The organism is Streptomyces sp. HUAS TT7 (assembly GCF_051550175.1).
GTDB lineage: Bacteria > Actinomycetota > Actinomycetes > Streptomycetales > Streptomycetaceae > Streptomyces.
Window position 1 is genome coordinate 6,126,127 of the sequence record NZ_CP196175.1, and the last position, 20,263, is coordinate 6,146,389.

Sequence of the window (20,263 nt, forward strand, 5' to 3'; positions counted from 1 at the left end):
GGGGGCAGAGCCCCCGGAACCTCACCCCGACTCGCGCCAGCGGTTGGTGATGGGAAGGCGCCGGTCCTTCCCGAACCCCTTCGCCGAGATCTTCGTGCCCGGCGGATACTGCCGCCGCTTGTACTCCGCCGTGTCCACCATCCGCAGCGTCCTGCCCACCAGCTCCGCGTCGTACCCGGCCGCCACGATCGCGTCGGCGCCCTGGTCCCGGTCGACGTACATCGCCAGGATCGCGTCCAGGACCGGGTAGTCGGGCAGCGAGTCCGTGTCGACCTGGCCGGGGCGGAGCTCGGCGCTGGGGGGCTTGGTGATGGAGTTCTCCGGGATCGGCGGAGTCCGGCCGCGCTCGGACGCCGCCCGGTTGCGCCACTCGGCGAGCCGGAACACCGAGGTCTTGTAGACGTCCTTGATCGGCCCGTACGCGCCCACCGAGTCGCCGTACAGGGTCGAATAGCCCACCGCCAGCTCGGACTTGTTGCCCGGGGCGAGCACGATGTGGCCCTCCTGGTTGGAGAGCGCCATCAGCATCGTGCCGCGCAGCCGCGACTGGAGGTTCTCCTCGGCGAGCCCGGTCAGGCCGAGCGAGCCCATGTAGGCGTCGAACATCGGCTCAATGGGGACGGTGCGGAAGTTCAGCCCGGTACGCCGGGCCAGTTCGGCCGCGTCGCCCCGGGAGTGGTCCGAGGAGTACTTCGACGGCATGGACACGCCGTACACGTTGGCCGCGCCCAGCGCGTCGCAGGCGATCGCGGCGACCAGCGCCGAGTCGATGCCGCCGGACAGGCCGATCAGGACGGACCGGAAGCCGTTCTTCGCGGCGTACGCGCGCAGGCCCACGACAAGGGCCGAGTAGACCTCCTCGTCGTCGTCGAGCCGCTCGGCGTAACCGCCGGTGAGCTCCGGCTCGTACGCAGCGACCGGCTCCTCGGAGACCACCACGTGGTCGATGCGCAGCCCGTCGTCGACCACGCCGGACGGGGCCGGGCCCGCGGCCGGGAGCTCCAGGTCGAGGACGACCGAGCCCTCGCTGAACTGCGGTGCCCGCGCCACGACTTCGCCGCTCGCGTCCACGACGATCGAGTCGCCGTCGAAGACCAGCTCGTCCTGGCCGCCGATGGTCGCCACGTACGCGAGCGTGCAGCCGGCCTCCTGGGCGCGCTTGCGGACCAGGTCGAGGCGGGAGTCGTCCTTGTTCTGCTCGTACGGCGAGGCGTTGATGGAGATCAGAAGACCGGCGCCCGCCGAGCGGGTGGCCGGGACGCGGCCGCCGTCCTGCCACAGGTCCTCGCAGATGGCGAGGGCCACGTCGATGCCGCGCACCCGCACGACGGGCAGGGTGTCGCCCGGCACGAAGTAGCGGAACTCGTCGAACACGCCGTAGTTGGGCAGATGGTGCTTGGCGAAGGCCAGCACGACCCGGCCGCCGTGCAGCACCGCCGCCGCGTTCTGCGGGGCGCCCGCCGGCCGGCCGAGCCGGGGGGCGGCGGCGGGGGAGCGGTCCAGGTACCCGACGACCACGGGGATCTCCCCGAAGCCCTCCCGATCCAGGCGCGCCGCGAGCGCGGTGAGCGCCTGCCGGGACGCCTCGACGAAGGACGACCTGAGGGCCAGGTCCTCGACGGGGTAGCCGGTCAGCATCATCTCGGGGAACGCGACGAGGTGCGCTCCCTGCTCGGCGGAGTGCCGTGTCCAGTGCACGATCGCCTCGGTGTTGCCGGAGATGTCCCCGACGGTCGAGTCGATCTGATTCAGGGCGAGACGTAGTTGAGGCACGCGGCCAGTGTAATCGTCAATGCGACGCGATGGGGTGGTGGGCGGCGATACGGGGCGCCCGTTCGGAGCGCCCCGCGGGCCGGGCGGAGGGTCGGCCGACGGCTCTCCCGCGGCGCGTCAGTCGGTGACCGGGCTCGGGTCGGTGTCGGTGCCGCTTCCGGCACCTGGGCCCGTTCCGGGTCCGGTACCCGGGCCGGTTCCGGTGACGACCGGCCCGCTCCACACCGTCTCGTCGTACTTCAGCGTCTGCGGCCCGATCTGGAAGTCCACGGTCCTGGACTCCGGTGGCATCGAGAAGGCGAACTTGCCCGTGGCGCGGCCGCCCGGCTCCAGGGCGCCCGCGAACATGCTCGTCGCGTGCTCGTCGTCGTATATCGCCTCGGCCTCGATGCCGTCCGGGCCGCGCACGGTCGGCACCGCCGAGGTGATGTCGATCGACTCGTGGCTGTCGTTCACGATGGTGACGGTGAAGCGGATCGCCCGGTTGCCCTTGCGGTGGCCCGACGCGGACGCGTCCGGCGCGTACGGGGCAGGCATGGAGACGGTGACCTTCACGCCGTCCGGGTAGGTGTGCGTCGCCCCGAACGGCTGCGGCTTCTGGGCGGTCGGGGCACTCGGCGACGGCCGGGGGCCGGGCGCGGAGGGCGCGGCGGCGCCCGACGGCGCCTTGGATATGGTGCCGCCCGGGCCCTTGGCGGCGTCCTTCACGAACACGACGGTGAGCAGCAGGCCGACGGTCCCGAGCACGGTCGCGATGCCGCCGAGGACGCTCCCGGCCAGCGCCACCCCCTTGTTGGTGGCCCCTCCCTTGCGCGCCCGGCCGTGCCCGGCGAGCCCGAGGACCACGGCGAGGACCCCGAGCGTGCCCGAGAGCCAGAACAGGAAGGGCACGAGGCCGAAGCCCACCCCGACGACGCCGAGGACCAGCGAGGCGGCCCCGAGACCGTTACGGGCCCGCTGTGCGGGAGCCTGCGGCGACCCCGGGCGGCCGGGGGACGCGGGCCCCCACTGCGGCTGGCCGGGGGAGTTGACGGGCACGGTCATGGGGAGTCCTTCGGTGATCCATTTTTCGGATCACCCTACGGCCCGACGTGCGCGACCCCGCCGCCGAGCCGAGGATGGGCGCATGACGACCACGGAGTCCTCCGATGAAGAACTCGTCGCGGACGAAGGGACAAAGCGGCAGTTCGTCTCCTGGGTGACGCTGGGCCTGATGACGACGGCATCCGTCGCGAGCCTGCGCCCCTCCCCGTCCATGGCCATCTACGGCCTCGCCGCGATCTTCCTCTACCTCCTGCCGGCCCTCGTCTTCCTGCTCCCGACCGCGCTGGTCGGCGCCGAACTGGCCTCCGGCTGGACCGGCGGCATCTACCGCTGGGTCAGCGAGGCGCTGGGCAAACCGCTCGGGTTCCTCGCGGTCTGGTGCCAGTTCGCCATGACGATCGCGTACTACCCGAGCCTGCTCGCGTACGTCGCCTCGACCTTCGCGTACGTCATCAACCCGAGGCTGGCCGAGAACGGGCCGTACGTCGCCGTCGTGATCGTGGTCATCTACTGGACCGGCGTGTGGATCTCGTCGCGCGGCACGAAGACGGTCGCGGGACTCAGCTCCATGGGGCTCGTCATCGGCACGCTCGTCCCGGGCGTCGTCCTGGTGGTCCTCGGCTTCGTCTTCCTCGGGCAGGGCAACCCGTCGGCGGCGCCGATGAGCGCCTCGCACTGGCTGCCGCCGTGGACCGGGCTCGCCAGCCTCGTCCTGATCGTCAACAACTTCCTGTCGTACGCGGGCATGGAGATGAACGGCGTCCATGTGTCGTCGCTGCGCCACCCCAAGCGCGAGTACCCGAAGTCCATGTTCCTGGCGACCGGCCTGGTGCTGCTGATCTTCATCCTTCCGGCGCTGGCGATCTCCTGGGTGATGCCGTCGTCGGAGCTCAGCCTCACGGCCGGTCTGATGCAGGCCTTCCAAGCGTTCTTCGACCATTTCCACATCGGCTGGATGACCAAGGTGGTCGGCGTGATGCTGGTGGCGGCCGCGCTCGGCGGCATGCTGACCTGGCTCGCGGGACCGGCCAAGGGCCTGGTGCTGCTGTCCCGTCAGGAGGGCTATCTGCCACCGGTGTTCCAGCGGCTGAACAAGTACGGCACCCCGCAGAACATCATGGTCGCGCAGGGCGTCATCACCACCCTGATCGGCATCCTGTACGCGTTCAGCGGCGACGTGTCGAGCGCGTACTGGATGTTCTCCGTCATCACCGTCCAGATCTATCTGATCGCCTATCTGCTGATGTTCGTGGCGGTGGTCAGGCTGCGCAGGACCCGGCCCGAGGTGGAGCGGGGCTTCCGGGTGCCCGCGGTCGCGTGGGTCGCGGGCACCGGGTTCGTGGCGTCGGTGGCCGCGCTGTGTATCGGGTTCGTACCGCCGGACCAGTTCGGCAACCAGCCGCTCTGGCGCTATCTGCTGATCGTCGGCGGAGGACTGCTCGCGCTCGGCCTCCTCGCGCCGCTGGCCTTCCTGAAGTTCCGCAAGCCGAGCTGGGTGCATCCGGACCATCAGTAACCGTGGCCGCCCCCGTAACATTGGCCCCACTATGTCCCGCAGTGGTGTGCGAACCCGGCCCGTGGCCGTCCTGCTCGCGCTCGGCGCCCTGGCATACACGGCCTGGGTGCTTGAGCTCGTCTTCCAGACCGGCCTCGACCCGATCCAGGCGTACGTGAGTGAACTCGCCGCGGCCGACCAGCCGCTGGGCGGCCTCTTCCGCGCCACCGATCTGACGGCGGGACTCCTGGTCCTGGCCGCCGCGGTGTGCGCGCTCTGGCGCTGCGACCGGCGGCGCTGGTCGCTGGCGGGCTGGTCGGGCCTCGCGCTCTTCGGCGCGGCCACGGCCGTCGACTCCCGCCTCCCGCTGAGCTGCGCCCCGACCGCCGACCCCGTGTGCGCGGCCCGCGAGACGGCGGGCCTCGTCCCGGCGACGCACACCGCGCACGCGGTGAGCAGCAGCCTGGCGATGGTGGGGGCGCTGGCGGGCGTGGTGGCCCTGACGGTCGCGGCCCGCCGCTACGGCTGGTGGCCCCTGCTGAGCGCGCGCCTCGGTCCGGCGCTGGTGGCGCTGGAACTGGCCGCCACGGCCTGGACGTTGGCATCGGTGGCGGCCTTCCAGGCGGGCCGCGGCACCTGGGCCCTGGGCGCGGGCCAGCGGCTTCAGGTGCTGGTGGTGGCGGTCTGGCTGGGGGTGCTGGCGGTTTCGGTGGCGAGGGAGAGGCGGGCATGGCGTTCCTGAACGTCGGCGGTGTGCCGCACCACGTGGTCGTCGAGGGCGCCGGGCCGGTGGTGGTGCTCAGTGCGGGGCTCGGCATGAGCTGGTTCGACTGGGACCCGGTGGTGCCGCTGCTCACCCCGGACCACACGGTCGTACGCTTCGACCGGCCCGGGCACGGGCTTTCCGGGCCGGCCGTGGTGCCGCCGACCGCCGCGGGGGAGGCGCACCGGATCGCGGGGCTCCTCGACGCGCTGGGTGCGGCCGGTCCCGTGACGGTGGTCGGCCACTCCATCGCGGGGTTCCACGCGGAGGCCTTCGCGCGGCTGTACCCGTCCCGTACGGCGGGGCTCGTCCTGGTCGACTCCAGCATCGAGGAGGCCGCGCGCCCTCCGGCCGCCCCCGGACTGCGGCTCGCTCTCGCGCGGGCGGTGGGGGCGGTGCTGTGCGGTGCGGGGGCGCCCGCCGCGCTCGGCCCCGCGGTCCGCCGGGCCACGGTCCGCGCCTCCCGCACGGGCGGTGGTGATCCGGCCCCGCGCGACTTGGTACGGCGCTGCTACGGCACGTCGCGGGTGCTGCGCGGAATGATTCTGGAGAACGCGCGGTACGGGGCGGTGGCGGCGGAACTCCTTGTGCTGCGGCGCCAGTTGCCCCTTCCGGCGGCCCCGGCCACGGTGCTGGCGGGTGGCGCGGGAGGTGAGCCCTGGATCCACCGCCAGCGCGGCTTGGCGGCGACGCTGGGAGCGAGCTTCCGCCTGGCGGAGGGGGCGGGCCACCTGGTGATGCTGGACCGGCCGGGGGCGGTGGCGGGGGTGGTGACCCGGGGATAGTCCCCCACCCCGCCCCTTCCCGCGGAGGCCACGCGGCGGAGCCGCAGAGTGTCACAGCGGGAAGGGGCGGGGTGGGGGAACAAAAAGCCCCGCCCCCAGCCGCAGCAACTCGCGGCCAGAGGCGGGGAAAGGCACCCCAGGGGGTTACCGGCTCACCGGCCACCCAGGGTTCTCGTCAACCGGATTCACCGCCGGAACGGGAACCCGTACGACGCCACGTAGCCGGGGGCGGGCGAGCCCACGCCCGTCACGTCGTCGTAGCCCTTCGTCGCGGACAGCGAGCTGTCCTTGCCCAGCGAGCGGACCGACGTCAGCAGCCCGCCCGACGCGTCCACGCTGTTCGCGAAGTCGACACGCGCGACCGCGAGGTCACGCTTCGCACCCAGCGGGTGGTCCGTCACGTCGTGGAAGAGCGGCGAGTCGTAGCGGGCGTAGATGCCCGGGTTCGCGAAGCCGATCGGGAAGTGCTGGGCCTGCTGGGCCAGTGCCTGGACGCCCGCGATGACCGGGGCGGCCAGCGACGTACCGCCGATGCGGTACTCGTCGTACTTCACCGACTTGTCGGGCCAGGACTGCGTCTGGCCCACCAGGAAGCCGGTGTTGGGGTCGGCCACGGCGGCGATGTCCGGCACGGTGCGCATGCGCGTCGCGCCGTTCGCCTTCGCGAGCGAGTCCGGCACGATGCCGTGCTGGTAGAACGGCTGCTTCACCGTGGAGCTGGTGCCGCCGCCCGCGCCGCCGGTGTAGGCGCCTGGGAAGTTCACCCAGCTCTTGCCGTCCGCGGACAGCGCGGCCTTCTCGGTGCCCCAGCCCGTCTCGAACTGGTACTTGTCGTTCTTGCCGACCGCCAGCGAGGTGCCGCCGACCGCCGTCACCCAGGCCGAGTTGGCCGGGGTGTCGACCTGCTTCTTGCCGGTGTTGGCGACCTCGTCGCCGTTGTCGCCGGAGGAGAAGTAGAAGCCGATGCCCTCGATCGCGCCGAGCTTGAACGTCTGGTCGTACGCCGCCGCGATGTCCGGGGTCTCGTTGGCCTCGAGGTCGCCCCACGAGTTGGAGACGATGTCGGCGAGCCGCTTGTCGACGACCTTGTTGAGGGCGTCGAGCAGATCCGGGTCGTTGCAGGACGCGCCGCCCACGTACACGATGTTCGCGTCGGGCGCGACCGCGTGCACGGCCTCGACGTCCAGGGACTCCTCGCCGTACCAGCCGGACGCCTTGCAGTCGTCCACGCTGTTGTAGGCCGCCGGGAGAACCTCGGTGTACTGGCCCTTCTTGTAGGCCGCGTCACCGTTGCGCTTGGCGTACGTCGCCGCGTCCGACGCCATGGTCGGCGAGGCGTACGCGTCGGTGATCGCGACCGTCACGCCCTTGCCGGTGTACTTGCCCGCGCCGTACGCGGCCCGCAGCTGCCGGCCGGTGTAGCCGTGCACGGCGTACGGAACCTTGGTGCCGTACGCGTCCGGCAGCGTCTTGGCGACGTTCTGGCCGTAGTAGCTGGAGAACGGGCCCGCGTTGCGGAAGCCTGCGCCCGGCCCCGGCAGGGTGTCCTCGTGCGTCGACTGGTGCGGCGCGTTGTCCAGGCCGGTCACCGTCAGAACGGCGCCCGCGAGCGCGTTCGGCGCGGACGCGGCCTTGGACGGGGCGTGGTAAGTCCGGTTGTCCTTGCGGTAGTTGCGCAGCTGCGTGGCGAACGCCTTCTGCGCGGCCGCAACGTCACCGGACACCGATATGTAGTGCTGGGTGGAGCCCGTGATGGTCAGTCCGGACGACTTCAGCCACTTGGTGACCGCGTCGATCTGCTCCTGGGTCGCGCCGAAGCGCTGCTGCGCCTGGTCGGCGCTGAGGTACTTGCCGTACGACGCCGACTGCGGGTCGGACACGGCCGCGGCGTACGCGTCGAGGCCCTTCGCGTCCCGCCCGGCGAGGTACACCCGGGCGTTGACCTTGGTCGACGCGGCGGTGGCGCCCTGGTCGGCGGAGCCGGTGGCCCAGACGGGCTGGGTGCCCGCGAGGGCCGCCCGTCCGCTCGGGACCGGATCGGCCGCCTGGGCGGACGGTATGCCGAGGGCGAGCGCGCCGGCGAGCAGAGGCAGTGTCGCTGCCATGCTCACACCGGCGCGCCGCCTGGCGCGGCTGGTTCTCATGTAACCCCCTGCGTGAGGTTCTTCGCATGCTGTACACGCGCTGTCTGATGCGCGCATGTAATGCGTCACTCTTGTCAGGAACGGTTCATGCGGGGGGCATGTGATCGCCAAGAAACGCCAAAGAGCGTTTACTCGCGGTCAGTTGAGGCGTCAGCCGGTACGTGCCGTGGCGCCCCTTTTCTTCAGCATTTGTGCCATCAGGTCGATTTCCGACTGCTGTGAGTCCACCATGCCCTGCGCCAACTGCTTCTCCGGGCCCGCCGTGCAGCGCTCGACACAGCCCTCGGCCATGTGGATGCCGCCCCTGTGGTGCTCGGTCATCAGCTGGAGGTAGAGCACTTCCGCGTCCTTGCCGCTGAGCCCCCGCAACGTGTCCAGCTCGGTGTTGGTGGCCATGCCCGGCATCAGCGCGCCGTCGGCGCCCGGCTCCATGCCCATGCCCATCCACGCCATCGGCGGCCGGGACGCCTCGTTCTTCGGCAGCCCCCACAGGTCCAGCCAGCCGAGCATCATGCCCCGCTGGTTGGCCTGGGTGTTGGCGATGTCGTACGCGAGGCGCCGCACCTCCTCGTCCGAGGTGCGGTCGCGCACGATGAACGACATCTCCACCGCCTGCTGGTGGTGCGTCGACATGTCGCGCGCGAACCCCGCGTCCGCCGAAGTGGCCGTGGGTGTACGGGAGTTGGCCTCGGCGGTGGCCCTGCTGCCGCCGGAGGAGACGAGCACGGCGGCCGCCGCGAACACCATCGCGAGGGCGAGCGCCGCCGCGAGGCCCCAGTAGCGGCGGATCACTGCTCGCCCAGCCCGCCCGTGCACGGGGCACCCGGCTCGGGCGTCTGCGGGCCCTGCACGTACTGGGTGAAGAACTGGTTCACCCGGGGATCGTCCGCGCCGTTCACGGTGACCTGCTTGCCCCAGGCGCTCAGCACGATCGCCCCGGCCTGGTCCCTGTACGGGCTCATCAGCGAGTACGGCGTCTTCGACACCTTGTCGGCGAGCTTCTTCACATCGGCGGCGGACGCCTTGTCGGTGTACGTCACCCACACCGCGCCATGTTCCAGTGAGTGCACGGCGTTCATGTCCGGGACCTGCCGGGAGTAGACGTCGCCGCCGCAGTTCATCCACACCTGGTCGTGGTCGCCGCCCACCGGCGGCTTCATCGGGTAATTCACCTTGGTGGTCACGTGATTGCGGGTCAGCTTCTTGGGGTCCCAGTCCTTCTCGCCCGCGATCTGCGCCTTCGGACCGGCGTTGCCCTGAGCCTGGGCCTCGGTCCCGGTCTGGCCGTTCTTGCCGGTGTCGCCCGACTTGCCGAACTCGTACACGCCGAATCCGACCAGGCCCGCGACCGCGACGACGGCGGCGGTGACCGAGGAGATCACCACGATCCTGCCGCGCCGCTGCCGGGCCTGCTCGATGCGGCGGAGCTCCTCCATGCGGGCTCTGCGAGAGGTGTTGGGGTCGTCCTGAATGGCCATGTGTCCGTAATGTCCTTCTGGAGGTGGGGAGTTGAGGGCAGCGGCGGCCGAGTGCGGCCGCGGGGCCCCTAGGTCCGCAGCACCTGAAGGACATGAAGGTCGGGCGCGCGCGGCCGGGGCCCGAACCGTACGGGGGCGGCGCCCACGCGGGGCGGCACCTGGCGTACGGCATGGACCGCGGCCGGGACCGGCGCGTTGGCCGGGGCAGTGGTGAGCACGGCCGGGCCGGTGTGCGGGAAGAGCCCGCAGTCGCCCTGGTCGTACGGGCAGACATACTGTGCGGGCCCGTCGGCCAGTGGGGCGTGGTGGCGGGCCGGGGTGTCGCCGCCGCCCGCCGCGAGGCAGATGAAGAGCGCGGCGAGCAGCGTCGCCATGGCACTCAGCAGCGCCACGGGACGCGTGATGCGCGTGAGCCGCACTCCCCCCATGGGCGCAGATGGTAGGGGAGGGAGTGCGGCTCACGGCAGGCCGGGTGCCGTACCGGCCGAAAACAGCGGGCTCGAAAGGGGACGCTCAGCCGACGTGCACCCGGGGCCGGCGGCGCAGGTCCGGCTCGGCCCGGCGCAGCACCTCGCGGGTGACCGGGGCGACCTCGCCGTCGCCGAACACCAGGAAGCGCAGCAGATGGCTGAGCGGGTGGCCCTCGGTCCAGTTGAAGTAGGCGTGCGGCACCTCGCCGGTCCGGTCGCGCAGCTCCATCATCACGGCCGCGATGGTGTTGGGCACGACCGCGCCCTCGACGCGCAGCCGGCGCACCCCGTGCTTCTCGTCGCCGTGGACGGTGAGCTCGGTGGTGAAGTCGGAGGAGTTCTGGATGAACACCTCCAGGAACAGCACGGGCCGGCCGTCCGGGATGTGGGTCTCCTCGCGCTGGCTGTACTCCTTGGCGCGGTACTCCCGCGTCGAGTGCTCCTGCGGCTCGTTGGCGATGATCCGCAGCGGCCCGCTCCTGGCCGCCTCGTCGACGAACCGGGCGGCGCACTCGTCGAAGGTGACGGCCGTCGCCCGCAGTTCGAAGGCGCGGTGCACCCGCGAGGCGAACGACGACACCACGATGCCCACGATGAAAAGGAGCGCGATCTTGATGCCGTCCGGCCGCTCGATCACGTTCGTGACCAGCGTGTACGCGAAGACCGCGGTGACCACTCCGAAGCCGAGCGCCGCGGCCCGCTTGCCGCGCCGGTGCACGGCGACCGTCGAGGCGAACGAGGCCGACAGCATCAGGACCAGCACACCGGTGGCGTACGCGCCGCTCTGCGCGTCGACGTCGGCGTCGAACCACCAGGTGATGAAGAAGGCGATCGCCATGAAGATCAGGACCAGCGGCCGCACCGCTCGCGTCCACTCGGGCGCCATGCCGTACCGCGGCAGATAGCGCGGCACGAGGTTGAGCAGGCCCGCGGTCGCCGAGGCCCCGGCGAACCAGAGGATGGCGATGGTCGAGATGTCGTACACCGTCCCGAAGGCCTCGCCGAGGTGCTGGTGGGCGAGGAAGGCGAGGGCGCGGCCGTTGGCGTCGCCGCCGGCCTTGAACTCGGACTCCGGGATCAGGATGGTCGTCGCGAGGCTGGAGACAAGCAGGAAGCCGCTCATGATGAGCGCGGCCGTGGTCAGCAGCTTCCGGGTGTCACGGACCCGGCCGAGGGGCTTGTCGTGCGTGTCCGAGGCGTCGCCCTGGATCTGCGGCATGACCGCCACGCCCGTCTCGAACCCGGACATGCCGAGCGCGAGCTTCGGGAAGACGAGCAGCGAGACGCCGATCATCGCGAGCGGCGAGGAGTGCTCGGCGGTCATCGCGTTCCACCAGTTGCCGACGACGACCGGCTCGGTGGCGATCTTCCAGACGGCGGTGGAGAGCACGACGAGGTTCAGGGCCAGATAGACGCCGACGAGCGCCACCGCGATGCCGATGGCCTCCTTGAACCCCTTGAGGAAGACCGCGCCGAGCGCCGCGACCAGGGCGAGCGTGATCCAGAGGTTGGAGCCGTGCAGGAAGTCGGGGGTGAAAGGATTCTCCACGACGTGCGCGGAGGCGTCCGCGGCCGAAAGGGTGATCGTGATCATGAAGTCGGTGGCGGCGAAGCCGAGCAGCACCAGGACGAAGATCTTCCCCGCCCACCAGGGCAGCAGCCGCTCCAGCATGGCGATCGAGCCCTCGCCGTTCGGCGACTCCTTCGCGACCCGCCGGTACACCGGCAGCGCGCCGCCCAGCGTCAGCGCGATCAGGACCAGCGTCGCGAGCGGCGAGAGCAGCCCGGCGGCGAGCGCCGCGATGCCGGGCTGGTAGCCGAGCGTGGAGAAGTAGTCGACACCGGTCAGGCACATGACCCGCCACCAGCGGTGGCCCTTGTGCTCGGCCGGCGGGGTGCCGTGCGGCCCGGGGTGGCGGGCGGAGCGCTCGCTCAGCCCGTCGAGCAGCCAGCCGCGCCAGCGGCGCCGTTCGGAGGGTGCGACGGCGGTATCCGGGGGATCCACCTGGGTGCCGGTCATGCGAGGTTCTCCTATGCCGTTCTGCCGAGCGGTTGTGCGGGCTGTGCACCGGCGGTTGTGCCGGGCTGTTGCGCGGGCAACGAGGAGCGAGTATCCACCACATCGTCACGCGCGAAGCCCGCAGGGGCACCCGCGGGGAGGGGACGTGCCGTAGGTCATACCGGGTGCGTAATGTGGAGGTAATCCCGCGCCTCGATACTGAGGATCCGCCCGTCGTCCCCGTTCTTGACGGGGTCATGGTGCACAGGCCGTCTGAACTGCAAGGATGTGGCTATGGACAAGCAGCAGGAGTTCGTGCTCCGGACTCTCGAGGAGCGCGACATCCGGTTCGTGCGCCTGTGGTTCACCGATGTGCTGGGCTTCCTGAAGTCGGTGGCGGTCGCCCCGGCCGAGCTGGAGCAGGCCTTCGACGAGGGAATCGGCTTCGACGGCTCGGCCATCGAGGGCTTCGCCCGGGTCTACGAGTCCGACATGATCGCCCGCCCCGACCCCTCCACCTTCCAGATCCTGCCGTGGCGCGCGGAGGCCCCGGGCACGGCCCGGATGTTCTGCGACATCCGGATGCCCGACGGCTCGCCGTCCTTCGCGGACCCCCGCTTCGTCCTCAAGCGCATCCTGGCCAAGACGTCCGACCTCGGGTTCACCTTCTACACGCACCCCGAGATCGAGTTCTTCCTCCTCAAGGACAAGCCGCTCGACGGCACCCGGCCCGTCCCGGCCGACAACTCGGGCTACTTCGACCACACCCCGCAGAACGTCGGCATGGACTTCCGCCGCCAGGCGATCACCATGCTCGAATCGATGGGCATCTCGGTCGAGTTCAGCCACCACGAGGGTGCGCCGGGCCAGCAGGAGATCGACCTCCGCTACGCCGACGCGCTCTCCACGGCGGACAACATCATGACGTTCCGCCTGGTCATGAAGCAGGTCGCGCTCGAACAGGGCGTCCAGGCCACCTTCATGCCGAAGCCGTTCTCGGAGTACCCGGGCTCGGGCATGCACACCCACCTCTCCCTCTTCGAGGGCGACCGGAACGCGTTCTACGAGTCCGGCGCCGAGTACCAGCTCTCGAAGGTCGGCCGCTCCTTCATCGCGGGCCTCCTGAAGCACGCCGCCGAGATCGCCGCGGTCACCAACCAGTGGGTCAACTCCTACAAGCGCATCTGGGGCGGCTCGGAGCGCACGGCGGGCGCCGGCGGCGAGGCCCCCTCGTACATCTGCTGGGGCCACAACAACCGCTCGGCCCTCATCCGCGTCCCGATGTACAAGCCCGGCAAGACCGGCTCGTCCCGCATCGAGGTCCGCTCCCTGGACTCGGGCTGCAACCCGTACCTCGCCTACGCCCTCCTCCTCGCGGCGGGCCTGAAGGGCATCGAAGAGGGCTACGAACTCCCGGCAGGCGCCGACGACGACGTCTGGGCCCTCACCGACGCCGAACGCCGAGCCATGGGCATCGAACCCCTCCCGCAGAACCTGGGCGAGGCGATCGCCCTGATGGAACGCAGCGAGCTGGTGGCCGAGACGCTGGGCGAGCACGTCTTCGACTTCTTCCTGCGCAACAAGAAGCAGGAGTGGGAGGAGTACCGGTCGGAGGTGACGGCGTTCGAGCTGCGGAAGAATCTGCCGGTGCTGTAGGCGCAGGTCAGAGCGTTTCTCGCTCGCTTCCCGAGAGGTCCCACGGTCGCCGACCGTGGGACCTCTCGGCTGTCTGGCTGCGGCTGGGCCGTCTGTGGGCCGTCTGGCGCCGGGCCGAGCCGCGGAACCGGGCCTATCCGTCACTCCAGCGGCACGGGCGCAACAAGGAGCTGCTCGCTGTGCGGCCGTGTGAAAGAACGGTCGGGTTCGAGGAGGGCCGCGCCCCAGTGGATGACGTGGATGCCGTTCTCCGCGTCAGCCGTGAAGAACACGCAGACGAGTTTGGTCGTGGCTCCGAGTTCTTCGAACGCCTCGTGCAGCCCGAGGTACTCCTCCGTCGTGGCAGGCAACCGAGCACGGTCGAGAGGCCTCTGTCGGTCTGAGTCCCGGTACGGGAAGCGAGCGCACTCGTTGATCACCACGTACTCGTATCCGCGTACGTCGCGAACGGCCTCGCCCACCTCCCGCGCCATGTCCGCGAGGTTCTCGCGTAGTCAATTCTTCTTCGTCTGACTACTTTCGGTTGACGGCGCTCGACTCGTTGGCCTTTTGCAGCAGAGCCTCCTGGTTACGACGGTTGCGCACATCGTCCTTGCGCAAACTCCTGCCCTCGTCCAAGACAGACTGAAACTGCTCGGTGGCAAGCTTGACTGCGGTGGTGATCGCTACTTCAATTTTCTCCGAATCCGAGATCTTGTAATTGAGTTTCTTATCGTTCCTCAGTCGCCGCACTGCTGTTTCTGTCTCGGAGATTTCGAAGACGGGTACAAGTTTCGGTGTGATCAGAGCGGACACCATCATCGCGATGTGGTACTTTGCGGCTTTGAGGGTGGTCGATTCGGGTGTTCGGGCGAAGTATCTATCTACCCGATACAAGATCCAAGCAGCGTAGTAGTACGCTTCAACGGAGTATGCACCCCAAACAAACGAATTCTCAGCCTCTAGCTCCTTTGGGGCGCCGATTGCGCGCGAAGACTCGCCGAACAGTGTTGCAGCGGCAGCTCGGTTGAGTTCGGGAGTCGTTACAACACGAGTCCGCGGGAAATTGAGAGACGCATGCTGGTTCTGTCGCAGATAACGTAGGCCGTCTACGCCCGACTGATTGAAGTACTCTTCCACATCTTTCGCCATCTGAGAACTCGCCTGAATGTCAGTTGAGCCGATGGCGGTTTGCAGGTTGGTAGCGATCGCCACGCTCGTTCGCACCCCAGCGTCGTCTGAGCTCACGATCTTCACCGGGATCCAAAGGTCAGAGAGGAGGTCCGGCTTAGCCTGGACTTCCTCGCTTGCCGCCCACCTGACGAGCTGGTGACTCGTCTGCCCGCCATTTACGACCTGATATCCGGAGATGAAGAATCTGTCCCCCGACCCTCGGAGAGATGTTGCAATGATCGTAAGTCCATTGTTGAGAAATGGGAAGTGCTCACGGTCGTCGCTCTGAAGGGTTCTCTTGATCCTGGTATTCACTGGATTATGGCTACCGAGATCGAGACGCACATTGTCGTCGAAGATCCCTGGTCGTACGGAGCCATTTTCATCCGCCAGCAACTTCATCGCCTCAGTGCCGGACAGGAGTCCAATGTAAGCCTCACTAACCCGCTCAGTCGCAGGAATGGTCTGCCGCTTCTCAAAATTGAACCGAATGTTCTGTGGTCCGTGACGCTCTTTCAGTTTTGCAGCCAGTGCCTCGTGGCCATGAGTGTTGAGTTGCAAAGGTTCTGAATAAATATCGAGATTTCGAATGCGTTCGATCGCCTCTGTGACCTGAAGCTCTTGCTGTGCGCCCTTCCCGTCGTTTCCGCTGGTGGTGACGTAGAAGAGTTCGCACGGGATTCGCGTGTCTTGAAACTTGTCGCCGCTCTCTGCGATCCGATCGATCAAAGCAGCCAGATCGACCAGGGCCGGAGGAAGGTTGACGCTCCTTGCTCTAATCGCATACTTTGTCACGGCCTCGACCCCGTGGAGGAATTTCGCTATTAGCTTAGAGTCGTAGGACTCGCTCGTCTTAGCCTGGATGAAGATAACTCTCGCAGCGTTAGATGCCTGGTCTGAGATAAGCTCGTCGATTTCCGAGGGTTCGAAGACGATCTGTCCGTTGACCACGACGGCGGCGATGTCGATTCCCTCGTCAGCCCCACCGCCGAGAACGGTGCGCTCAATCTGCTCGACATCATCCCGTACGTAAGGGAAAAGGTAATTGGCTGCAACGTACAGCTCGAACTGCTTCGCCTCGCTCCCTTCGTAGCCAAAGTCTCGTGCAAACTTAGCCACCCGTTTCCCCGTGAGTGTGTGCACTTCATCCCCTAGCCAGCGCGAGCGCTGATTGTCATCACGGTGTCTTTGACAGTGAGCGTAGCGTCTGGGGGGCCGTCGATGTGAGTAACTGGTCGGGAAAGAAAAGCGCGAGCATCTTCAGCACCGTGCGGATCGCTGCTTCATCACGACCGTGATGAGCACTCAGTAGCCTCAGGAGCGCAGACTGATCCACCGCGTAACCCACCACTCACCCCCGCTCCACCTTGACGCTCCTGGCCCGCGGCTGTTCGGCTCTGCCTGGGGCGAAGGTGGACGGGGTGGTAGCCGCCGCGCTCGCAGCGCGGCGCAGCCGGGCCTTGACGAGGTAGGGAGAGCTACCGCGGCAGTTTCAGCCGGTAGGTAGATTCCGGTCGCTGTACATGATGTCCACGGCCTTGCGTGAACGGCCGTCGCTGCTCGGCATGAGATGCGTGTACACCCGCAGAGTGAAGCCAGGGTCCGTGTGTCCGAGGTACGTGCTCAGTGCCTTGATGTTCTCGCCCGCATCCAAGAGCACAGACGCGTAGAAGTGCCTCAAGGCGTGCATGCCGTGCTCACGGGCGGCCTGATGGCGCTCACCAGGCTTGGGCTCGGGGATGGCGCCGGCGGTCACAAGCGCGGGCTTCCAGAAGCGAGTATTGAAGTCGGTTCGTCGGACAGCGCCTTCCCCATCAGGGCGCACGAACAGAAGCCGCTTCGTGACCAACGGGCCGTCCGGACGCTGCCATGGGAGTGTGACCTCAACGGGCGGGTGGGCTTCCATGTGTTCCTTGAGGACGTGCGCCACGGAGTCAGCGAGCGGTACGTCACGCTCCTTGTTGCGCTTCGGCAGGCCGAACACGAGCTTCCCGCCCGACACCTTTACCTGGCACCCGACATGCAGCCAACCGGTATCGAACCCGATCGCATCGACCGGCAGCCCGAAGATCTCGCCCTGTCGCAGACCGCAACCGGCGCCCAGGTCGACGGCGGCGCGGTACTGCTCGGGGAGCGCGGCGCGCACCGAGAACATGCGCTCGGTGGTCCAGGGGACGACGCGGCGTTGATTCGGGCCGGGCGCGCGAACTGTGCTGGCCTTACAGGGATTTCGGTGTAGATGGTCGTCTTCCACGGCTGCGGTGAACATGCCGGACACGCTCGCGAAGATGACCCGACGGTACGACGACGCGGGGATGGCTCGCTCCAGTTCGGCGAGCCAGTCGCGGATGTGCTCCGGCTTGAACGTACCGAGCGGCCGGGAGCCCAGGTAGGGAATGGCATGCCGCCTGATATGGGACGCATTGACTACCTTCACGACCCCACCGCCCCGCCGGCCAACTCGGTCGTGCCGTCCGTGGTGGCGTTCGTCCAGAACGACGCTGGTGAGGTGCTGATGATCCAGCGCTCCGACAACGGCCGCTGGGCGTTGCCGGGCGGCGGGCACGACGCAGGAGAGTTCATCAGCGGCACAGTGGTGCGGGAGGTCTGGGAAGAGACCGGCATCAAGGTCGATGTCCTCGAACTGACCGGGGTCTACACCGACCCCGGTCATGTGCTGGCGTACGACGATGGTGAGGTCCGGCAACAGTTCAGCATGTGCTTCCGGGCCCGCCCCGTCGGCGGTGAGATCCGTACGAGCAATGAAACAACTCAGGTCCGCTGGGTCGCCCCAACGGACCTGGCCGAGCTGAACGTTCACCCCACAATGAGGCTCCGGATCGAACACGCCATGGACCGGGCGCGGACGGCGCCCTACATCGGCTGACGCTTGGCCGCTGCGAGCCGCTCGACGGTACGCGCCGTGCTCGCGAGGATCTCCGGTTCCGCACGGCGAATGAACTTGCCGATGAGGCTGTCCGGCCCGTAACGCCCCGCGATCTCATTGACCCGGTCCACGGGGTTCGTGGGGCTGCCGTCCGGCGTGGTGTTCATGTCGCAGTAGCAGAGCGTCGACGAGCTGCGGGCTCTCGCGAGGGAACTCCTCTTCAAGCTCTTCGCGCAGTCCGCGGGACTCCGCCTCCATCCACGCACAGGAGTGGTGCGCCACCAGGCGCACGACGCGTTCATCGGCATCGGCCATGTCCCGCAGGTAGCGGGCCCCATCCAGCGAATGGAATCCCGTCTTGGCAAGGTCAGGCGCGTATCCGATGTCATGGAGAACCGCAGCGGCCTCCAATAGTTCGGCGTCCTCACCAAGCATCGGGGCGATCGGTCGCGCCCGCTCGGCCACCCCGAGGGAGTGCTTCCACCGGCGAGGCAACACCTCGGAGAGCAACGATTCGGCGAGCGGATAGGCCCACTCAGTCAATCCCGTGCGGCTCAAGATGACGAACGCTCCCCTCGGTTCGGCATGGCCAGTACGGTTCGAACCCTCCCCTGGCTGCCCTCCGACAGGAGGCCAGCCGACTCCAACCTCTCCAAGGCCTTGGTCACGGTGGGCCGGGCCACTCCGAACTTCCTCGCCAGCTCGGAAGCGCTGGGAAAAGGTGCTCCGACCTTGAGTTCAGGGTCCGCGAAGAGATCCGCAATCTGCTCCACCAAGGGCCGACGGTCGACACCGCTCCGGACCACTCGCCATCGGCCACCAGGCGCCGGCTCAGCGAGCCCTTCCTTACGCAGCTCGTCGAAGGCGCGAATCACGACCCCGCGCGAGACCTCATGAGCCGCCATGAGATCCGCGATCAGAGGAAGCTCCTCCATCTTCGGATCAGCTTCAATCTGCCCCTTCACAGCAGCAGCGACCATCAAGAAGGTCCCCCGAGGGCTGGCCTGTTGCGACACTCGCTCTCCTTCTGAGCCCGTCCGTCATCGCCTTCAAGCCTCGCATGCCCGCCGGGTAGCTGCTCAGCGCCGTTCCAACGTTGTGCGCATCGCGTCGATCAGGGCGTACCGCGCATCCCGGTACGCGCGACGTGCTGCTGTGCATTCTGGCGTCTCGCGCGTGGCGCCGCTGGCCACTGTGTCGCGGTAGGCAGCGAGCTGGTGTGCGGCGGCGAGGGCTAGCCGTACAAGAGACAACTCGGCATCGGTGCCCAGGACGGGGCTCTGGGAACGGGCCCGCTTGGCAACCCCGAGGGAATGCGCCCACGGGCGCGGCAGCGGATCGGTCAGCAACGATTGGGAGAGCGGATAGGCCCAATCGGTCAGTCCCATGAGGGTCAAGGCTAGGACCAGGCTGTTGCAGCCGGAAGAGCGTGCACCGTGCCCGTCCGAGCAGCTCGGACCGTGCCGCGACGGTTTTCGAGATCCAAACGGACTACTAGGCTCATGAGTAACTGGCCACGTCTTCCGGGGGTGCCCGTGTACTGCTTTCGTCTCTCCTTCACGATGCCGAGTCGAACGCTTCTCGGGCTAACAGAAAGCCAGTTTCTTCTGGGGGGCGAAGGAGAGCGACAGGTCTGGCTGAAGCCTTTCGGGTACGACGGCCAACGCTTGTGTGACGCCACCGACCTCGTGCTCCGGGGCGAGGGTTACGCCACCAAGGACGAAGCTGCTCGGGCAGGCGAGCAGTGGCGGGACGTTATTAGTCGTGCCTTCGCCCAGGTTCACCTCGCTGCTGACTTTGGGGACCGGCAGCCCGTCTCGGTCCTGACCAAAGCTGGCGAGGCGTGGCTCGCTGAGCGAGTAGGACAGCCTGTGTTGGGACACCTGCTCGGTGTCACAGTCTTTGAAGATCAGCCGGGCCTTCGCTTCGCCACACCGAGCGTTGAGGTGTGCAAGCGTCCGTCGGAGGAGCGGAACCGCTTGGTGCTCACGCAGGCCGCGCAACTCCACGACCCGCTGGACGGTCCTGAGCGGCTGGCCTTCGACCTGTACAGCGCCTCCTTCTTCCAACCATCAGCGGACTCAAGGCTTCTGATGCTGACTATGGCGATTGAGACCTTGCTCGACCTCCAGCCCCGCTCGGATGCCGCCAAGGCGCACGTGACCGCCCTGATCGAGGCCACCGAAGCCAACGTAGACCTCACACGCTCTGAGCGGGAGTCACTGCGAGGCAGTCTCAAATGGCTGCGGGATGAGTCGATCGGGCAAGCAGGGCGACGACTGGCCCGGACCCTGGAGCCTCGCACGTACCTGGACAAATCTCCGGCGGCCTTCTTCACCCGCTGTTACGAGATGCGCAGCGCGCTCACGCACGGGTACGTGCCGCGCCCCAGTCATCGTGATGTAGGCCTTCTCGCCGCGAGCCTTGAGTTGTTCGTCGGCGACCTCCTGGCCGGACGCCTTCTTACCGAGGTACCTGACTGACACTCGGCATGGTCGACGTCTCCCGGGCCGTCTGTGGGCCGTCGAACGGCGGCCCACAGCGACAAACAACGACCGTTGACCACTGCTCGACCCCAGGTCGTCGGGCCTCTCGGTCGGCTTCCTCCAGGCAGCCA

At 68.3% G+C, this 20,263-nt stretch carries 16 protein-coding genes and 3 pseudogenes; 6 read left to right on the forward strand and 13 right to left on the reverse strand.

The window, feature by feature from the left end; translation table 11 throughout:
* Positions 1-21: 21 nt before the first annotated feature.
* Positions 22-1,773, reverse strand: coding sequence for an NAD+ synthase (locus ACSHXC_RS27590; RefSeq protein ID WP_438294168.1), 1,752 nt, complete (start codon positions 1,771-1,773; stop codon positions 22-24).
* Between the two features lie 117 nt (positions 1,774-1,890).
* Positions 1,891-2,817, reverse strand: coding sequence for a DUF4190 domain-containing protein (locus tag ACSHXC_RS27595; protein ID WP_438294169.1), 927 nt, complete (start codon positions 2,815-2,817; stop codon positions 1,891-1,893).
* Positions 2,818-2,899: 82 nt separating this feature from the next.
* Here ACSHXC_RS27595 and ACSHXC_RS27600 point away from each other — a divergent pair, with 82 nt between their 5' ends.
* Genes ACSHXC_RS27600 through ACSHXC_RS27610 form a run of 3 tightly spaced genes read left to right on the forward strand, consistent with a single transcriptional unit; the run spans position 2,900 to position 5,860 of the window.
* Positions 2,900-4,333, forward strand: a complete 1,434-nt coding sequence (locus ACSHXC_RS27600; RefSeq protein ID WP_438294170.1) for an APC family permease — start codon at positions 2,900-2,902, stop codon at positions 4,331-4,333.
* 31 nt (positions 4,334-4,364) lie between these two features.
* Positions 4,365-5,054, forward strand: a complete 690-nt coding sequence (locus ACSHXC_RS27605; protein WP_438294171.1) for a DUF998 domain-containing protein — start codon at positions 4,365-4,367, stop codon at positions 5,052-5,054.
* On the forward strand, positions 5,042-5,860 hold the full coding sequence (locus tag ACSHXC_RS27610) for an alpha/beta fold hydrolase (protein ID WP_438294172.1): 819 nt from the start codon (positions 5,042-5,044) through the stop codon (positions 5,858-5,860). Before ACSHXC_RS27605 ends, ACSHXC_RS27610 begins: the two co-directional genes overlap by 13 nt.
* Positions 5,861-6,045: 185 nt before the next feature.
* On the opposite strand, the gene ACSHXC_RS27615 is transcribed toward ACSHXC_RS27610, so the two are convergent.
* From ACSHXC_RS27615 to ACSHXC_RS27635, 5 genes are all read right to left on the reverse strand, one after another.
* A complete protein-coding gene (locus ACSHXC_RS27615) occupies positions 6,046-8,004 on the reverse strand; it encodes a S53 family peptidase (protein WP_438294173.1) in 1,959 nt (652 codons plus the stop codon).
* A 150-nt stretch (positions 8,005-8,154) separates the two neighbouring features.
* Positions 8,155-8,796 (reverse strand): DUF305 domain-containing protein, encoded by a 642-nt coding sequence (locus tag ACSHXC_RS27620; protein ID WP_438294174.1) that lies wholly within the window; start codon positions 8,794-8,796, stop codon positions 8,155-8,157.
* The gene (locus ACSHXC_RS27625; RefSeq protein WP_438294175.1) at positions 8,793-9,482 is read right to left on the reverse strand and encodes a DUF3105 domain-containing protein; all 690 of its coding nucleotides are present in this window, start codon (positions 9,480-9,482) and stop codon (positions 8,793-8,795) included. Before ACSHXC_RS27625 ends, ACSHXC_RS27620 begins: the two co-directional genes overlap by 4 nt.
* A 68-nt stretch (positions 9,483-9,550) precedes the next feature.
* Positions 9,551-9,910 (reverse strand): hypothetical protein, encoded by a 360-nt coding sequence (locus tag ACSHXC_RS27630; RefSeq protein WP_438294176.1) that lies wholly within the window; start codon positions 9,908-9,910, stop codon positions 9,551-9,553.
* Positions 9,911-9,995: 85 nt separating this feature from the next.
* Positions 9,996-11,972 carry an amino acid transporter gene (locus ACSHXC_RS27635; RefSeq protein ID WP_438294177.1) on the reverse strand — a complete coding sequence of 659 codons (1,977 nt, stop codon included), beginning with the start codon at positions 11,970-11,972 and terminating at the stop codon, positions 9,996-9,998.
* 273 nt (positions 11,973-12,245) lie between these two features.
* Between ACSHXC_RS27635 and ACSHXC_RS27640 the strand changes: the two genes are divergently transcribed.
* Positions 12,246-13,607 (forward strand): glutamine synthetase family protein, encoded by a 1,362-nt coding sequence (locus ACSHXC_RS27640; RefSeq protein WP_189960966.1) that lies wholly within the window; start codon positions 12,246-12,248, stop codon positions 13,605-13,607.
* Between the two features lie 140 nt (positions 13,608-13,747).
* Here ACSHXC_RS27640 and ACSHXC_RS27645 read toward each other — a convergent pair whose 3' ends face one another.
* The 3 genes and pseudogenes from ACSHXC_RS27645 to ACSHXC_RS27655 all read right to left on the reverse strand — a co-directional run.
* Positions 13,748-13,957 carry a hypothetical protein gene (locus ACSHXC_RS27645; protein WP_438294178.1) on the reverse strand — a complete coding sequence of 70 codons (210 nt, stop codon included), beginning with the start codon at positions 13,955-13,957 and terminating at the stop codon, positions 13,748-13,750.
* Positions 13,958-14,120: 163 nt separating this feature from the next.
* Complete coding sequence (locus ACSHXC_RS27650) at positions 14,121-15,902, reverse strand: AIPR family protein (protein ID WP_438294179.1); 1,782 nt, start codon at positions 15,900-15,902, stop codon at positions 14,121-14,123.
* A gap of 349 nt (positions 15,903-16,251) precedes the next feature.
* A pseudogene (locus ACSHXC_RS27655) lies at positions 16,252-17,178 on the reverse strand (tyrosine-type recombinase/integrase); the annotation flags it as partial.
* On the opposite strand from ACSHXC_RS27655, the gene ACSHXC_RS27660 reads away from it, so the two are divergent.
* The gene (locus ACSHXC_RS27660; RefSeq protein WP_438294180.1) at positions 17,173-17,646 is read left to right on the forward strand and encodes an NUDIX domain-containing protein; all 474 of its coding nucleotides are present in this window, start codon (positions 17,173-17,175) and stop codon (positions 17,644-17,646) included. The pseudogene ACSHXC_RS27655 and the gene ACSHXC_RS27660 sit on opposite strands and share 6 nt — an antisense overlap.
* Here ACSHXC_RS27660 and ACSHXC_RS27665 read toward each other — a convergent pair.
* From ACSHXC_RS27665 to ACSHXC_RS27675, 3 genes and pseudogenes are all read right to left on the reverse strand, one after another.
* Positions 17,634-18,204 (reverse strand): annotated as a pseudogene (locus ACSHXC_RS27665) (HD domain-containing protein). The gene ACSHXC_RS27660 and the pseudogene ACSHXC_RS27665 sit on opposite strands and share 13 nt — an antisense overlap.
* On the reverse strand, positions 18,201-18,662 hold the full coding sequence (locus tag ACSHXC_RS27670) for a GntR family transcriptional regulator (protein ID WP_438294181.1): 462 nt from the start codon (positions 18,660-18,662) through the stop codon (positions 18,201-18,203). The pseudogene ACSHXC_RS27665 and the gene ACSHXC_RS27670 overlap by 4 nt, the downstream one beginning before the upstream one ends.
* Positions 18,663-18,896: 234 nt before the next feature.
* Positions 18,897-19,034, reverse strand: a pseudogene (locus ACSHXC_RS27675) (phosphohydrolase); the annotation flags it as partial.
* A gap of 591 nt (positions 19,035-19,625) precedes the next feature.
* On the opposite strand from ACSHXC_RS27675, the gene ACSHXC_RS27680 reads away from it, so the two are divergent.
* Positions 19,626-20,129 (forward strand): hypothetical protein, encoded by a 504-nt coding sequence (locus ACSHXC_RS27680; RefSeq protein WP_438294182.1) that lies wholly within the window; start codon positions 19,626-19,628, stop codon positions 20,127-20,129.
* Positions 20,130-20,263 lie beyond the last annotated feature (134 nt).

Bases quoted from the DNA above. Each gene is read 5' to 3' on its own strand.
- ACSHXC_RS27605 (WP_438294171.1), top strand. From the start codon at position 4,365: ATGTCCCGCAGTGGTGTGCGAACCCGGCCCGTGGCCGTCCTGCTCGCG.
- ACSHXC_RS27640 (WP_189960966.1), top strand. From the start codon at position 12,246: ATGGACAAGCAGCAGGAGTTCGTGCTCCGGACTCTCGAGGAGCGCGAC.
- ACSHXC_RS27625 (WP_438294175.1), bottom strand. From the start codon at position 9,482: ATGGCCATTCAGGACGACCCCAACACCTCTCGCAGAGCCCGCATGGAG.
- ACSHXC_RS27595 (WP_438294169.1), bottom strand. From the start codon at position 2,817: ATGACCGTGCCCGTCAACTCCCCCGGCCAGCCGCAGTGGGGGCCCGCG.
- ACSHXC_RS27630 (WP_438294176.1), bottom strand. From the start codon at position 9,910: ATGGGGGGAGTGCGGCTCACGCGCATCACGCGTCCCGTGGCGCTGCTG.
- ACSHXC_RS27610 (WP_438294172.1), top strand. From the start codon at position 5,042: ATGGCGTTCCTGAACGTCGGCGGTGTGCCGCACCACGTGGTCGTCGAG.
- ACSHXC_RS27635 (WP_438294177.1), bottom strand. From the start codon at position 11,972: ATGACCGGCACCCAGGTGGATCCCCCGGATACCGCCGTCGCACCCTCC.
- ACSHXC_RS27660 (WP_438294180.1), top strand. From the start codon at position 17,173: ATGGGACGCATTGACTACCTTCACGACCCCACCGCCCCGCCGGCCAAC.
- ACSHXC_RS27600 (WP_438294170.1), top strand. From the start codon at position 2,900: ATGACGACCACGGAGTCCTCCGATGAAGAACTCGTCGCGGACGAAGGG.
- ACSHXC_RS27615 (WP_438294173.1), bottom strand. From the start codon at position 8,004: ATGAGAACCAGCCGCGCCAGGCGGCGCGCCGGTGTGAGCATGGCAGCG.